We start from the raw sequence: 14,424 nt of genomic DNA, 5'->3' as shown, positions 1-14,424 counted from the left end.
GCCTACTCCGCGCCGAGCCGCTTCAGCAGGATGTCCTTCACCGCCGCCGCGTCGGCCTGCCCGCGGGTGGCCTTCATGACCGCGCCCACCAGCGCTCCGACCGCGGCGACCTTGCCGTCGCGCACCTTCTGCGCGGCGTCGGGGTTGGCGGCGATCGCCTCGTCGGCGGCCTGCTCCAGCGCTCCGGAGTCCGAGACCACCTTCAGCCCGCGGGCCGCCACGACGACGTCGACGTCCTCGCCGGTCTCGAGCACCCCGTCCACCGCCTGCCGGGCGAGCGCGGTGCTGAGGTCGCCGCCGGCGACGAGCGCGACGACGCGTGCCACCGCGGCCGGGGTGATCGGCAGCGCGTCGAGCTCCTCGCCACGCTCGTTGGCCTTCTGCAGCAGGTAGCCCATCCACCAGTTGCGGGCCTCGGCGACCGGCGCCCCGGCGTCGGCGGTGGCGCCCACCAGATCGACGGCGCCGGCGTTGGTCATCTTGGCCAGGTCGTCGTCCGAGAGCCCCAGCTCGTCACGCAGTCGCGCCCGGCGGGCGGCAGGGAGCTCGGGCAGCTCGGCCTTCAGCCGCTCGACCCACGCCGGGTCCGGCGCCATCGGGACGAGGTCCGGCTCGGGGAAGTACCGGTAGTCGGTCGCCTCCTCCTTGCTGCGGCCGCTGCGGGTGTCGCCGGTGGTCTCCTGGAAGTGCCGCGTCTCCTGCAGGATGCGGCCGCCGGCGTCGAGCACCTCGGCCTGGCGCAGCATCTCCGACCGGACGGCGCGCTCGACGCTGCGCAGCGAGTTGACGTTCTTGGTCTCGGTGCGGGTGCCCCAGGGTTCGCCCGGCTTGTTCAGCGAGGTGTTCACGTCGCAGCGCAGCGAGCCCTGCTCCATGCGGACGTCGCTGACCCCCAGGGAACGCAGGATGTCGCGCAGCGCCGTGACGTAGGCCTTGGCCACCTCGGGTGCGAGGGCACCGGTGCCGGTGACGGGCTTGGTGACGATCTCGACGAGCGGGATGCCGGCGCGGTTGTAGTCGACCAGCGAGTAGTCGGCACCGTGGATGCGGCCCGAGGTCCCGACGTGGGTGTTCTTGCCGGTGTCCTCCTCCAGGTGCACCCGCTCGATGCCGACGCGGTAGGTCCTCCCCTCGACCTCGACGTCCAGGTAGCCCTCGACGCAGAGCGGCTCGTCGTACTGCGAGGTCTGGAAGTTCTTCGGCATGTCCGGGTAGAAGTAGTTCTTCCGCGCGAAGCGACACCACGACGCGATCGAGCAGTTCAGCGCCAGACCGATGCGGATGGTCGACTCGATCGCCTTCTCGTTCGCCACCGGCAGCGCGCCGGGCAGGCCGAGGCAGACCGGGCAGGTCTGCGTGTTCGGCTCGCCGCCGAACTCGGTCGAGCAGCCGCAGAACATCTTCGACGCGGTGCCGAGCTCGACGTGGGTCTCGAGCCCGATGACCGGCTCGTAGGTCTGCAGAAGGGTGTCGTACGCGGTCATGCCAGTGCTCCCGCCGGGAGGGTGAGTCGCTCGGTGGCCGCCTCGAAGGCTGCGGCGACGCGGTAGCAGCGGTCGTCGGCCAGCGCCGGGGCCATGATCTGCAAGCCGACGGGCAGGCCGTCGGACAGCCCGGACGGCACCGAGATCGCCGGCGTCCCGGCCAGCGAGGCCGGCAGCGTGCAGAGGTCGTTCTTGTACATGGTCAGCGGGTCCTGGACCTCGCCGATGCCGAACGCCACGACCGGGGTCGTCGGCGACACCAGCACGTCCGCCCGCTCGAAGGCGGCCGCGAAGTCGCGGGCGATGAGGGTCCGGACCTTCTGCGCCTGGCCGTAGTAGGCGTCGTAGTAACCCGAGCTCAGCGCGTAGGTGCCGATCATGATGCGGCGCTTGACCTCGGGGCCGAAGCCGGCCTCACGGGTGAGGGCCATGACGTCCTCGAGCGAGTGGCTGCCGTCGTCGCCGACCCGCAGGCCGTAGCGGACCGAGTCGAACCGGGCCAGGTTGGACGAGCACTCGCTCGGCGCGATGAGATAGTACGCGGCCAGCGCGTAGTCGAAGTGCGGGCAGCTCACCTCGACGACCTCGGCCCCGAGACCGCGCAGCGTCTCGACCGCGGCCTCGAAGGAGGCGAGGACACCGGCCTGGTAACCGTCACCGGCCAGCTCGCGGACGATGCCGACCCGCAGCCCGTCCAGCCGTCCGGCGGCGCCCTCGCGGGCCGCGGCGACGACATCGGCCGGCGGCGCGGTGATCGAGGTGGAGTCCAGTGGGTCGTGCCCAGCGATGACCTCGTGCAGCAGCGCGGTGTCCAGCACCGTGCGGCCGAAGGGGCCGGCCTGGTCCAGTGAGGAGGAGAAGGCGATGAGCCCGTACCGCGACACCGCACCGTAGGTGGGCTTGTGTCCGACGATGCCGGTGACGGCGGCGGGCTGGCGGATCGACCCGCCGGTGTCGGTGCCGATGGACAGCGGCGCCTGCAGCGCTGCCACCGCGGCGCTCGACCCGCCCGAGGAGCCGCCCGGCGTGCGGGTGAGGTCCCAGGGGTTGCGGGTCGGGCCGTAGGCGGAGTTCTCCGTCGAGCTGCCCATGGCGAACTCGTCCATGTTGGTCTTGCCGAGCATGACGATGCCGGCGTCCTTGATACGCCGGGTGACGGTCGCGTCGTAAGGAGGCCGCCACCCCTCGAGCATCTTCGAGCCCGCCGTGGTGGGCAGGCCGACGGTGACGACGACGTCCTTCATGGCGAGCGGGACCCCGGCCAGCGGGCCGAGCGCCTCACCCGCGGCGCGCCGCTGGTCCACGGCCCGCGCCGCGGCGAGGGCGCCGTCGGCGTCGACGTGCAGGAAGGCATGGACGGCCGGATCGGTCGCGGTGACGTGGTCCAGGTGCGCCTGCGTGATCTCGACGGCGCTGGCCTCGCCACTGGCCACCAGCCCGGCCAGCTCGGCGGCGGTGCGCCCGACGTGGTCGCTCATGTCGCTCATCACGCCTCCTCCCCCAGGATCCGCGGCACGCGGAACTTGTCGTCCTCCACGTCCGGCGCCCCGGCCAGGACATCGGCCCGCGGCAGCGACGGGCGGACCTCGTCGACGCGGTAGACGTTGGTCATCGGCACGGCGTGCGAGGTCGGCGGGATGTCGGCGGCGGCGACCTCGGCGACGCGGGCGACGGAGCCGAGGATGACGTCGAGCTGGGCGGCGAAGACGTCGAGCTCCTCGGCCGTGACGGCCAGGCGGGCGAGGCGAGCGAGGTGGGCGACGTCGTCGCGGCCGATGCCGGCGCCGTCGGTACTGGGTGTCGACACTCCGGGGAGTCTAGTGACCGCCGTTTCGGTGGGGGTCGTAACGGTCGCGTCACAGCCGTGCGGCAGGCTGTGCGGCGTGTCGTTCCTGTTGCGTCTCAAGCTGCCCGACCGCCCCGGCGCGCTCGGCGCCGTCGCGACGGCGCTCGGCACCGTCGGTGCCGACATCCTCTCGGTCGACGTCATCGAGCGCTCCCCCGGCCATGCCACCGACGATTTCGTCGTCGAGCTGCCCCCGGACCGGCTCGCCGACTCCCTGGTGTCCGCGGCCGCCACGGTCGAGGGCGTGCACGTCGAGTCCATCCGCCCCTACGCCGGCCAGCTCGACGCCCACCGCGAGCTCGAGCTCCTCGAATCCCTCGGCCGGCAGAACGCCTCGCTGCCGACGCTGGCCGACGGCGTGGCCCGGGTCTTCCGCGCCGGCTGGACGCTCGTCATCGGCGCGCCGGTCTCGGGTCAGTCGGCGGTGCTGGCCCGTGGCGGCGCCGCCCCCGAGATCGACTCGCTCCCCGTCCCGTGGTGGCCGCCGGTGCCGTCGCGGCCGCTGGAGACCGACGACTGGGCACCGGCCGACTGGGGTCGCCTCGGCACCGAGCTCGCGGTGACGGCCTTCGGCGACGCCGCGCTGCTCGTCGGTCGCACCACGCTGCGCTGGGTGCCCTCGGAGCTGGTGCGACTGCAGTACCTCGCGGCGATCGCGGCGAGCGTCACCCCCGTCTGAGGCCGCCGGCGGCCACCCGCGGCCCGTAAGGTCGGGTCATGGGCACCTGGACCACTGCCGAGATCGCTGACCAGACCGGCCGCACCATCGTCGTGACCGGAGCCAACTCGGGGCTCGGTGAGGCGACGGCACGGGAGCTCGCCGCGCACGGGGCGTCGGTGGTGCTGGCCTGCCGCTCCACGGACAAGGGCGAGGCCGCCGCGGCGCGGATGACCGGCGACGTGACAGTCCGGCAGCTCGACCTGGCCGATCTGGCGTCGGTGCGCCGCTTCGCCGAGCAGACCGAGACGGTGGACGTCCTGATCAACAACGCCGGCATCATGGCGGTGCCGCTGCGCCGCACTGTCGACGGTTTCGAGTCGCAGCTGGGGACGAACTTCCTCGGCCACTTCGCCCTCACCGGGCTGCTGCTGCCCCGGCTCACCGATCGGGTGGTGACGCTCTCCAGCGGGGCCCACCGCATCGGCCGCATCGTGCCGGACGACCTCAACTGGGAACGGCGCCGCTACCGCCGCTGGGCCGCCTACGGGCAGTCCAAGCTCGCCGACCTGATGTTCGCCTACGAGCTGGCCCGCCGGCTGGAGGGCACCGGGTCTGCCGTCCGCTCCCTGGCCGCGCACCCCGGCTACGCGGCCACCGAGCTGCAGTCGCACACCGAGACGTTCCAGGACGCCGCGATGTCAGTGCTGAACAAGGTGGTGGCGCAGAGCGCAGCCGACGGCGCGCTGCCCACGCTCTTCGCGGCGACCTCCCCGGAGGCGCGCAACGGCGAGTTCTACGGTCCGGACGGCCTCGGCGAGGCCCGTGGCAAGCACCCGAAGCGGGTGGGTTCGAGCCGTGCGTCCCGCGATCGCGCGGTCGCGGCGCAGCTATGGCGCCGTGCCACCGAGCTGACGGCGGTCGAGCTGCTCTGACAGCGCCGGGACCACGGGCCGCGGCCCAATGTCCCGCAGCCGCGGGAACCGGTTCTGCAGTCGGACGACCCACGGATCGGTGTGGTGCTTGATCCGGCGGTAGTAGAGCTTGGCGAAGGCACGCTCGGCCGGCGGCACGAACCACGGCAGCGCCAGCAGCACCAGACCGCCGGCCATCCAGCCGCCGACGATGTCGGAGAACCAGTGGGTGTTGACCATGACGGCGCCGACGCCGACCGTGACGGAGACCCAGACCGCGAGCCCGGTGAAGAGCCGGCGGTGCCGCAGCGAGATCCAGGCCATCAGCCCGTAGAGGACGACGGCGTTCGAGACGTGGCCGGAGGGGTAGATGTTGCCGCCCATGAGGACGTCGAAGTAGTGCACCGTCTCGCGCGGGCCGATCCGACCGACGGCGATCTTCACGACGCCGACGCTGAGGTTCAGCAGGATGAGGGCGACGACGAGCATGACCATCGGCCGGGCACTGCGCAGCCGCAGTGCCGTCCAGATGAAGTACGGCAGGAAGACGAAGGTCGCGAAACCGCGCTGGCCCAGGTAGACGTACTTGAGCAGGAAGTCGTACTGGAACGTCGTGAGGATGTCGCGCCGGAAGTGGATGGTGTAGACGTAGCGGTCGAAGAGACCGATCGGCGACCGCTCGACCACGGCCCAGGTGTAGAGGGCGTAGACGACGACCAGCGAGGCGAAGATCGCCACGTGTCGCGGGCCGGTGCGCAGCGATGGTCCGGCGGGGGGTGCCGCCGCAGCGTCGGGCCTCTCACGCAACGTCGTCACGAACCCTTCCTTCCACAGCCGATCGAGAATCGCCTAGGCACGCCCCCCAAAGTCTCAGCTCCGAGTGAGCAGGCTACGGACAGCGAGTCACGGGTTCGTCACGATGCGTCCGTACTCGGACCGTGGGCGAGCAGCTCGCGGAAGCCGTCCTCGTCGAGGATGGTGAGCCCCAACTGCTCGGCTTTCTCGGCCTTGGAGCCGGCGTTGTCGCCCACCACGACGTAGTCGGTCTTCTTCGAGACCGAGCCGGAAGCCTTCCCGCCGTGTGTGACGATCGCCTCCTTCACCTCGTCGCGGGAGAAGCCGCTCAGTGATCCCGTCACCACGACCGTGAGGCCGGCGAGGGTCTTCGGGGTGTCGTCGGCCTCGTCGGCCATCCGGACACCGGCATCTGCCCACTTGCGGACGATCTCCCGGTGCCAGTCGACCTCGAACCACTCGACCACGGCGTCGGCGATGACCTGCCCCACGCCCTCGGCCTCGGCGATCTGCTCCGGCTCGGCCTCGGCGAGCTCGGTGAGGTCGCCGAAGTGCGCGGCGAGCGCCCGGGCGGCGGTGGGCCCGACGTGCCGTATCGACAGCGCCACCAGCACCCGCCACAGCGGCTGCTCCTTGGCCCGGGCGAGGTTGGCGATGAGCTTCTCGCCGTTGGCCGAGAGCACGCGGCCCTCGACGACACGGTCGGGCGGATCGGTCTTCTTCGCCGCCCGGGTGTAGGCGGGGACGTTGGCCAGCAGCTCACGCGCGCGGTGATCGTCGCCGTCGGTATCGGGGGCCAGCGCGAAGAGGTCACCCTCGTCGGCGATCACCTCGGCCTCGAGCAGCGCGGTGGCGCCCTCGTAGCCCAATGCCTCGATGTCCAGCGCGGAGCGGCTGGCCAGGCTGAAGAGCCGCTCCCGCAGCTGCGCCGGACAGTACCGGGTGTTGGGGCAGCGGTAGTCCTTATCGCCCTCGCGCTCGGGGCGCAGCTCGTGGCCGCAGGACGGGCACTGCGTCGGCATCACCCACGGCTGCGCGTCGGCCGGCCGCTTGGCGATCACGGGGGCGACGATCTCGGGGATCACGTCACCGGCCTTGCGCAGCACCACCGTGTCGCCGACGCGGACGTCCTTGCGGGCGACCTCCCACTGGTTGTGCAGGGTGGCGTTCTCGACGGTGGAACCGGCGACCTTCACCGGCTCCATGATCCCGAACGGGGTGGCGCGCCCCGTCCTGCCGATGTTGACCTCGATGCGCAGCAGCGTGGTGGTCACCTCCTCCGGCGGGTACTTGAAGGCGATGGCCCAGCGCGGCGCGCGGCTGGTGCTGCCGAGGCGGCGCTGCAGCGAGATGTCGTCCACCTTGACGACGACGCCGTCGATCTCGTGCTCGGGACCGTTGACGGTGTCGTGACGGTGCGCGCCGGCGAAGTCGATGAAGTCCTGCACCTCCGCCGGCGTCGACACGACCTTCGCGAAGGACGACACCGGCAGCCCCCACTCGCGGAACTGGTCGTACCACTGCGACTGTGCCGTGATCGTCGGTCCGCCGACGATCCTGCCGACGCCGTGCACCACCATGGACAACCGCCGTTGCGCGGTGATCCTCGGGTCCTTCTGCCGCAGCGACCCCGCCGCGGTGTTGCGCGGATTGGCATACGGCGGCTTGCCCGCCTCGACGAGCGCCGCGTTCAGCTCGGTGAAGCGCTCCACCGGGAAGTACACCTCGCCGCGCACCTCCAAGACGTCGGGGACGTCGGCGCCGGTCAGGACGTCCGGGACCACAGGGATGGTGCGGATGTTGCCGGTGACGTCCTCGCCGGTGCGGCCGTCGCCCCGGGTCAGGCCACGGGTGAGCCGGCCCTTCTCGTAGAGCAGGTTCACGGCCAGGCCGTCGACCTTGAGCTCGCAGAGGTAGGCCGGAGTGGCGCCGGTGTCGCGCTCGACGCGCTGCATCCAGGCCTGCAGCTCCTCGGCGGAGAAGGCGTTGTCGAGGCTGAGCATGCGCTCGAGATGGTCGACGGGGGTGAAGAGGGTGGAGAAGGTGCCGCCGACCCGTTGGGTCGGTGACTCGGGCGTCCGCAGGTCGGGGTGCTCGGACTCCAACTCCTGCAGCCGTCGCAGCCAGCCGTCGTACTCGGCGTCGCTGACGGTGGGCTGGTCGAGGACGTAGTAGCGGTAGGCCGCGTCGTCCACCTGCTGCGAGATCCGGGCGTGCTCCTCCCGCGCCTCGTCGGGCGCGGCCGTGATCTCCTCGGTCATGAGGCGAATCTAGCGAGCAGGTCCGACACTCAGCGCGGCGCCGAGTCTGCGCTCCGCATCGCCGCCGCGATCGCGGCCGGGCCTGCTCCCGGCTCATCGTCGAGGCCGGTGACGACGCCGCGACGGTCGGCCGCGGAGCGGTTCTGACTGAGCTTGGCCTTCCCCTCGACGCTCTCGACCCGGACCTCGATGCCGACGATGCCGCGCAGCTGACCCGCGACGTAGGGCTCGGGCGCGTCGCTCACCTGCCACGGCGACACCCGACCGTTCTCGTGGGCACGGGTGAGCTCCGTGACGGCGGCGCGCAGCCAGTCGGCGTCCTCCCGGACGGTGACCCGACCGCGCAGCTGCACCGTGGTGTAGTTCCAGGTCGGCACCACCCGACCGTGCTCGGCCTTGCTCGCGTACCAGGAGGGTGAGACGTAGGCCTGTGGCCCACCGCAGATCAGCAGCGCCGGCGTCCCCGGCGCGATCGAGCGCCAGTGCGGATTGGCCCGGGCCATGTGGGCGATCACCACGTCGTCGCGCCACACCACCGGCAGCAGCGTGGCCCACGGATAGCCGTCGTCCCCGACGGTGACCAGCTCGGCCGAGGCGACGGCGCGCACCAGCTCGCGCAGCTCGTCGGCGGCGACGGCGTTGGCGGGCGGGACGTACACGGGGACCTCCGTCGGATGCGGCCGGCGCGGCCGCTCTCCGTCCACGATCTCACCCGATCGGCCCGCGTCAGTCCTCGGCCAGCGCCCGCCCGGTGTCGCGGGCCACCCGCATCGCCCGGCGGGCCTGCGCGGCAGAGACACCGGCCAGGCCGCAGGCCGTCGTCGGGACCACCGCCCCTGCCAGCTCGGCCGGCGCGAAACCCAGGGACCGCCAGAGCGTCGTGATCTCGTCGCGCACCGCCGCGAAGGTGGTGGCGCCGGAGGCGGGGACGGCGCCGAGCCAGAGCGCGACGCCGGCGTCCACCAGCTCGCCCAGGGCGTCGTACTGCGAGGTCTGCAGCAGCGACGTGTCCAGCGCGACGGCGGCGGCCCCCGCGTCGGCCAGCAGTCGCAGCGGGACGTCCGGCGCGCAGCAGTGCACGACCCCGCAGGACGCCACCGACAGCACGTCGCGCAGCGTCTGCTCGGCCCGCCGCGGGTCGACCGAGCGGACGGTGCCGTACCCCGACGGTGTCGGGATCCGCCCACCGAGCACCGACGGCAGCGAGGGCTCGTCCAGCTGCAGGATCGGCTCGGCGCCCGGCACCCGCCTGGCGATGTCGGCGAGGTGCTGCCGCAGCCCCTCGGCGAGCGATTCGGCGAGGTCGCGCGCCGCCCCGTGATCGGCGACGACCCGGTGACCGGTCGGCAGCTCCAGGTTCGCGGCGAGGGTCCAGGGCCCGGTGGCCTGGACCTTCAGCGGACCGCGGTAGCCCGCCGCCGCCTCTTCCAGCGCGTCGAGGTCACGGGCGAGCAGGTCGCGGGCGCGGCGCAGGTCCTGGCCGGGCCGGCCGGTCAGCCGCCAGCCGGTGGGGACGAGCTCGACGGGCAGCTCGACCAGCAGCGCCGAGCTGCGACCGATCATCGCCGCACCGGGGCCGCGGGCGGGGAGCTCGGCCAGGTGCGGCAGCTGCGGCAGCTCCCCCAGCACCGTGGTCGCGGCCTCGAACGGCACCGTGCCGGGCAGCGAACCGATGCCGGTGGCGGCGCCCGGATCCCAGGGGCGGGGCCTCACGTGAGCGCGGTGACGGCGGCGTCGGCGCGGGTGATGGTGGCCGACCCCAGGACCGCGGCGTCGGGACCGTCGCCGTCGTACATCACCAGAGCCTGACCAGCCGCGACGCCGGTCTGGGACTGGTGCAGCACGGCGACGACCTCGTCCTGCCCGACCGTCACGCTGGCCGCACTGGTCATCCCGTGCGCCCGCAGCTGAACCGTGCAGTCGAAGTCGAGACCCGGCGCCGCGCCCGTCGTCCAGACCGGGCGCTCGGCTATGACCCGAGACACCTCGAGCAGGCGTCGTGGTCCGACCACCACCGTGTTGTCCTTCGGCCGGATGGAGAGGACGTAGCGCGGGTCGCCACCGGCTGCCGGCTGGGCGATCGCCAACCCCCGCCGCTGCCCCACGGTGAAGCCGTGCGAGCCCTGGTGGCGCCCCAGCTCGGCGCCGGTCTCGGCGTCGACGATCGGGCCCTCGGTGGCGCCCAGCCGGCGGGCGAGGAAGCCACGGGTGTCGCCGTCGGCGATGAAGCAGATGTCGTGCGAATCGGGCTTGTCGGCCACTGCCAGTCCCCGTGCCGCCGCCTCGGCCCGGACGCCGTCCTTGGTGGTGTCACCCAGCGGGAAGATCGCGTGGGCGAGCTGCTCCCGGCTGCAGACGGCCAGCACGTAGGACTGGTCCTTGGCCGCGTCCACCGAGCGCCGCAGCCGGCCGTCGGTGAGCCGGGCGTGGTGACCGGTGACGAGCGCGTCGAAGCCGAGCGCCAGCGCCCGGTCGAGCACTGCGGCGAATTTGATCTTCTCGTTGCAGCGCAGGCACGGGTTCGGCGTGCGGCCGGCGGCGTACTCGGCGACGAAGTCGTCCACCACGTCGGCCCGAAAGCGCTCGGCGAGGTCCCAGACGTAGAACGGGATGCCCAGGACGTCGGCGGCGCGACGGGCGTCGTTGGCGTCCTCGACCGTGCAGCAACCCCGCGACCCGTGCCGCAGGGTCGCCGGCGCCGCCGACAGCGCCAGATGCACCCCGGTGACGTCGTGGCCGGCGTCCACGGCGCGGGCGGCGGCGACAGCCGAGTCGACGCCGCCGCTCATCGCGGCGAGAACCCTCATCGTGACCCCACCGAGGTGAGTCCGGCCTTCCGCGCTCGCGCCACGGCCGGGCCGATCGCGGCGACCGCGGCGGCGACGTCCTCGTCGCTGGAGGAGTGCCCGAGCGAGAAGCGCAGCGACGAGCGGGCCTCGCTCGGCGCCACCCCCAGGGCGAGCAGCACGTGGGACGGCTGCGCGACGCCGGCCGAGCAGGCCGAGCCGGTGGAGCACTCGACACCCCGGGCGTCCAGCAGCATCAGCAGCGCGTCGCCCTCGCAGCCGGGGAAGGAGATGTTGGCGGTGCCGGGCAGCCGCTCGGTGGGATGACCGTGGACGATCGCGTCGTCGACGGCGGCCAGCACGCCGGCGACGAGGTCGTCGCGGAGCCGTCCGATCCGTGGCGAGACCACGTCGCGGCGCTGGGCGCAGAGCTCGGCGGCGACCGAGAGCCCGACCGCACCGGGGACGTCGAGGGTCCCGGAGCGGATGTCACGCTCCTGTCCGCCACCGTGCAGCAGCGGCACGCAGGCGACCTCACGACGCAGCACCAGCGCCCCGGCGGCCGGCGGACCACCGAGCTTGTGCCCGGTCATGGTCAGCGCGTCGACACCGGAGGCGGCGAAGTCCACGGCCAGCGACGGCACCGCCTGGACGGCGTCGGTGTGCATCGGGACGCCGTACTCGTGCGCGATCGCGGCCAGCTCGGCGATGGGCTGGACGGTGCCGACCTCGTTGTTGGCCCACATGACCGAGACCAGGGCGGCGGAGTCGGGATCGGCGGCCAGCGCGGCGCGCAGCGCCTCCGGGTGGACCCGGCCCTGCGCATCGACCGGCAGCCAGGTCGCCTGCGCCCCCTCGTGCGCGACCAGCCAGTCGACGGCATCGGTGACGGCGTGATGCTCGATCGCGCTGGCGATGATGCGCGTCCGGCGCGGGTCGGCGTCACGCCGGGCCCAGAAGAGACCCTTGATCGCGAGGTTGTCCGACTCGGTGCCACCGGCGGTGAGGATCACCTCGGACGGCCGGGCGCCGAGCACGGCGGCCAGCCGCTCGCGGGACTCCTCGACGGCACGCCGGGCCGCGCGTCCCGCCCCGTGCAGGGACGAGGGGTTGCCGGTGCGTCCCATCGTCTCGGCGACGGCGGCAACCGCCTCCGCGAGCATGGGAGTGGTCGCGGCGTGATCCAGGTAGGGCATCGGCGTCGAGTCTAGGACGCCAGCGAGACCGGCGGTGGCGCGAGCGGTGCCGCGACCGGCCGCGCCCGGTGCGCGGTGAGGGCGCCGGTGACAGCAACGAGGCCCATTGCCGCGAAGACGATGACGAAGGCCGTGGTCTCGGGCAGCGATCCACGGGTCGCCGCGGCGACCAGCATGCCGCCGACGGCGGTGGTGACGGCGGCGCTGGTGCCGTCGGCCAGCTGCAGGGCCGCCGAGTCGTTGCCGCGAGTCTCGTCGCTGGTGTAGCGCAGCAGCAGCACACCGATCGAGGCCATGGTGAGGCCGGCGCCGAAGCCGCCCAGGCCCCAGAGCGGGTAGGCGAGCCACCCCGGCGTGCCCGGCAGGACGGCGACGGCCATGCCGAGCGCGGAGACGACGACGAGGCCGAAGCCGAGCTGCATCAGCCGGACGCGGCGCGCGGTGCCGTCCTCGGCGACCGCCCGCCCCTGCCACCACGAGCCGAGGAACCAGGTGATGCCGGTGACGGTCAGCGGCAGACCCGCCTCGAACGGCCCGTAACCGTGCTGCACGCTCAGCGCGAGCGGGACCACCGCCTCCATCCCGAAGAAGGCGCCGGCGAAGAGGCCGCGCAGCGCCACCGGGGCCGCGACACCCGGCCGCACCCGGACCGTGCCGGCCGGCAGCAGCCGGCGCAGCCCCCAGACGAAGGCCGCTGCGCCGAGCAGCGCCACCGCCAGATTCGGCCACGACGGGTGCTGCCCGGCCGAGGCGATGGCGGCGACACCGGCGGCGACCGCGAGGGCTCGCAGCAGTCGGGTGCGGTCGGCGGGCGGTGCCGCGACCGGACGGACGGCGCTGCGGGCCACCGGCAGCAGCAGGACCCCGCCGAGGAGCACGAGGGGCGCCAGCCCCAGGAAGACCAACCGCCAGCTCACATGCTCGGCGACGAGCCCCGACAGCGGCGGTCCGATCAGGCCGGGGACGACCCACGCAGAGGAGATACCGGCGAAGAGCTTCGGGCGCAGGTCGTCGCGGTAGGCCTGTCCGATGATGACGTAGATGGCGGTGATGATCAGTCCGGCACCGAGGCCCTGCACCACCCGGCCGGCGACGAGCTGCGACATCGTCGTCGCGGTGCCGCCGACCAGCAGCCCGAGCGTGAAGGCCGCCAGCCCGGCGAGCAGCGGTCGGCCGGCCCCGTGCCGGTCACTGGCCTGGCCGGCGGCCACCATGCCGACGACGTTGGCGACGAGGAAGCCGGTGAAGGCCCAGCCGTAGGCGCCGAGTCCGTCCAGGGCCCGCGCAGCCGTCGGCATGGCGGTGTTGACCGCCATGGCCTCGAAGGCGACCAGCGTGATGACGATGAGGATGCCGACGCTGGTGCCGCGAACCGGGGGGCTGAAGATCGACGTCGGGGATGCCACGTCCCCAGCATGCAACGCCCCCGGCAGTCGACGTCACGGGGGCAGTAACGCAGCCGGGCCGGTCACCCGAAGGTGACCGGCCCGGTGCGAGCGAGCGATGTCAGCTCTTGCGCTTGGTGATCTCGTCGGTCAGCTGCGGCGCCACGGCGAAGAGGTCGCCGACGACGCCGAAGTCGGCGATCTCGAAGATCGGGGCCTCGGGGTCCTTGTTGATGGCCACGATCGTCTTGGACGTCTGCATGCCGGCGCGGTGCTGGATCGCGCCGGAGATGCCGACGGCGACGTACAGCTGCGGCGAGACCGTGACACCGGTCTGACCCACCTGCATGTTGTGGGGCACCCAGCCGGCGTCCACGACGGCGCGCGAGGCACCGACGGCCGCACCGAGCGAGTCGGCGAGCTTCTCCACGATCTCGAAGTTGTCGGCCTTGCCGATGCCCCGACCGCCGGAGACGACGACGGAGGCGTCGGAGAGCTGCGGGCGCGAGCCCTTCTCCTCGACGACGGTGTCGACGATCTTGGCCTTCTTCGCGGTGTCGGAGACCTCGACCGAGACGGCGACCTCCTCGGCCGCACCGGTGCTCGGCTCGGGCGCGAACGAGTTCGGCCGGATCGTGAGGATGGGCGTGCCCTTGCTGACCTTGGCCTTCACCTCGATGGCGGCACCGAAGATCTGCTGCGAGGCAGTGCCGTCGGCCTCGAGGCCGACGGCGTCGTAGAGCAGGCCGGACTCGAGCTTGACGGCCAGCCGCGCCGCGATCTCCTTGTTCTCACCGGTCGAGGAGAGCAGGATCGCCGCGGGCGAGGCCTGCCCGGCCACGGCGGCGAGCGCCTCGGCCTTCGGGGCCACCGAGTAGCCGGCGATGTCGTCGCTCTCGGCGACGTAGACCTTGGCCGCGCCGAACTCGGCGAGCTGGTCCTTCAGGGCACCGGCGGTGCCGGGGGCACCGACGACGACGGCGCTGGGCTCACCGAGCTGGCGCGCGGCGGTGAGCAGTTCGAGCGTGGGCTTCTTGACCTTGCCGTCGAGCGAGTCGACGAGGACGAGTACCTCAGCCATGTTCGTTTCTCCTTCGGT

General features: G+C 72.8%; 13 protein-coding genes. 2 read left to right on the top strand and 11 right to left on the bottom strand.

Translation table 11 applies throughout. From position 1 onward, the window contains the following. Positions 1-2: 2 nt before the first annotated feature. The 3 genes from gatB to gatC are packed head-to-tail and all read right to left on the bottom strand — an operon-like array spanning position 3 to position 3,291. Positions 3-1,484 (bottom strand): Asp-tRNA(Asn)/Glu-tRNA(Gln) amidotransferase subunit GatB, encoded by a 1,482-nt coding sequence (gatB, locus tag AC0NZQ_RS18550; RefSeq protein ID WP_474531561.1) that lies wholly within the window; start codon positions 1,482-1,484, stop codon positions 3-5. Then, on the bottom strand, positions 1,481-2,962 hold the full coding sequence (gene gatA, locus AC0NZQ_RS18545; RefSeq protein ID WP_474532025.1) for an Asp-tRNA(Asn)/Glu-tRNA(Gln) amidotransferase subunit GatA: 1,482 nt from the start codon (positions 2,960-2,962) through the stop codon (positions 1,481-1,483). Before gatA ends, gatB begins: the two co-directional genes overlap by 4 nt. A gap of 8 nt (positions 2,963-2,970) precedes the next feature. Further along, positions 2,971-3,291, bottom strand: coding sequence for an Asp-tRNA(Asn)/Glu-tRNA(Gln) amidotransferase subunit GatC (gene gatC / locus AC0NZQ_RS18540; protein ID WP_474531560.1), 321 nt, complete (start codon positions 3,289-3,291; stop codon positions 2,971-2,973). Positions 3,292-3,367: 76 nt separating this feature from the next. Between gatC and AC0NZQ_RS18535 the strand changes: the two genes are divergently transcribed. Both AC0NZQ_RS18535 and AC0NZQ_RS18530 read left to right on the top strand, forming a co-directional pair. Beyond that, the gene (locus tag AC0NZQ_RS18535) at positions 3,368-4,009 is read left to right on the top strand and encodes an ACT domain-containing protein (protein ID WP_474531559.1); all 642 of its coding nucleotides are present in this window, start codon (positions 3,368-3,370) and stop codon (positions 4,007-4,009) included. Between the two features lie 38 nt (positions 4,010-4,047). Continuing rightward, entirely contained in the window at positions 4,048-4,923 is an 876-nt protein-coding gene (locus AC0NZQ_RS18530) for an oxidoreductase (protein ID WP_474531558.1), read from the top strand. On the opposite strand, the gene AC0NZQ_RS18525 is transcribed toward AC0NZQ_RS18530, so the two are convergent. From AC0NZQ_RS18525 to AC0NZQ_RS18490, 8 genes are all read right to left on the bottom strand, one after another. Beyond that, complete coding sequence (locus AC0NZQ_RS18525) at positions 4,879-5,718, bottom strand: phosphatase PAP2 family protein (protein WP_474531557.1); 840 nt, start codon at positions 5,716-5,718, stop codon at positions 4,879-4,881. The genes AC0NZQ_RS18530 and AC0NZQ_RS18525 overlap by 45 nt on opposite strands. A 98-nt stretch (positions 5,719-5,816) precedes the next feature. Continuing rightward, positions 5,817-7,958 (bottom strand): NAD-dependent DNA ligase LigA, encoded by a 2,142-nt coding sequence (gene ligA / locus AC0NZQ_RS18520; RefSeq protein WP_474531556.1) that lies wholly within the window; start codon positions 7,956-7,958, stop codon positions 5,817-5,819. 29 nt (positions 7,959-7,987) lie between these two features. Next, positions 7,988-8,617, bottom strand: a complete 630-nt coding sequence (locus AC0NZQ_RS18515; protein ID WP_474531555.1) for an FMN-binding negative transcriptional regulator — start codon at positions 8,615-8,617, stop codon at positions 7,988-7,990. A 67-nt stretch (positions 8,618-8,684) separates the two neighbouring features. Beyond that, on the bottom strand, positions 8,685-9,671 hold the full coding sequence (locus AC0NZQ_RS18510) for a uroporphyrinogen decarboxylase/cobalamine-independent methonine synthase family protein (RefSeq protein WP_474531554.1): 987 nt from the start codon (positions 9,669-9,671) through the stop codon (positions 8,685-8,687). Beyond that, positions 9,668-10,765, bottom strand: coding sequence for a tRNA 2-thiouridine(34) synthase MnmA (gene mnmA, locus AC0NZQ_RS18505; RefSeq protein ID WP_474531553.1), 1,098 nt, complete (start codon positions 10,763-10,765; stop codon positions 9,668-9,670). Before mnmA ends, AC0NZQ_RS18510 begins: the two co-directional genes overlap by 4 nt. Beyond that, positions 10,762-11,940 (bottom strand): cysteine desulfurase family protein, encoded by a 1,179-nt coding sequence (locus tag AC0NZQ_RS18500; RefSeq protein WP_474531552.1) that lies wholly within the window; start codon positions 11,938-11,940, stop codon positions 10,762-10,764. The genes mnmA and AC0NZQ_RS18500 overlap by 4 nt, the downstream gene beginning before the upstream one ends. Before the next feature lie 11 nt (positions 11,941-11,951). After that, positions 11,952-13,346, bottom strand: coding sequence for an MFS transporter (locus AC0NZQ_RS18495; protein ID WP_474531551.1), 1,395 nt, complete (start codon positions 13,344-13,346; stop codon positions 11,952-11,954). Between the two features lie 100 nt (positions 13,347-13,446). Then, complete coding sequence (locus AC0NZQ_RS18490) at positions 13,447-14,406, bottom strand: electron transfer flavoprotein subunit alpha/FixB family protein (RefSeq protein WP_474531550.1); 960 nt, start codon at positions 14,404-14,406, stop codon at positions 13,447-13,449. Positions 14,407-14,424: the final 18 nt, after the last annotated feature.

The sequence above is a fragment of the Jatrophihabitans sp. sgz311053 genome, assembly GCF_056135305.1.
The sequence above is the reverse complement of the archived record's forward strand: the minus strand, read 5'-3'. Positions and strand labels throughout refer to the sequence as shown.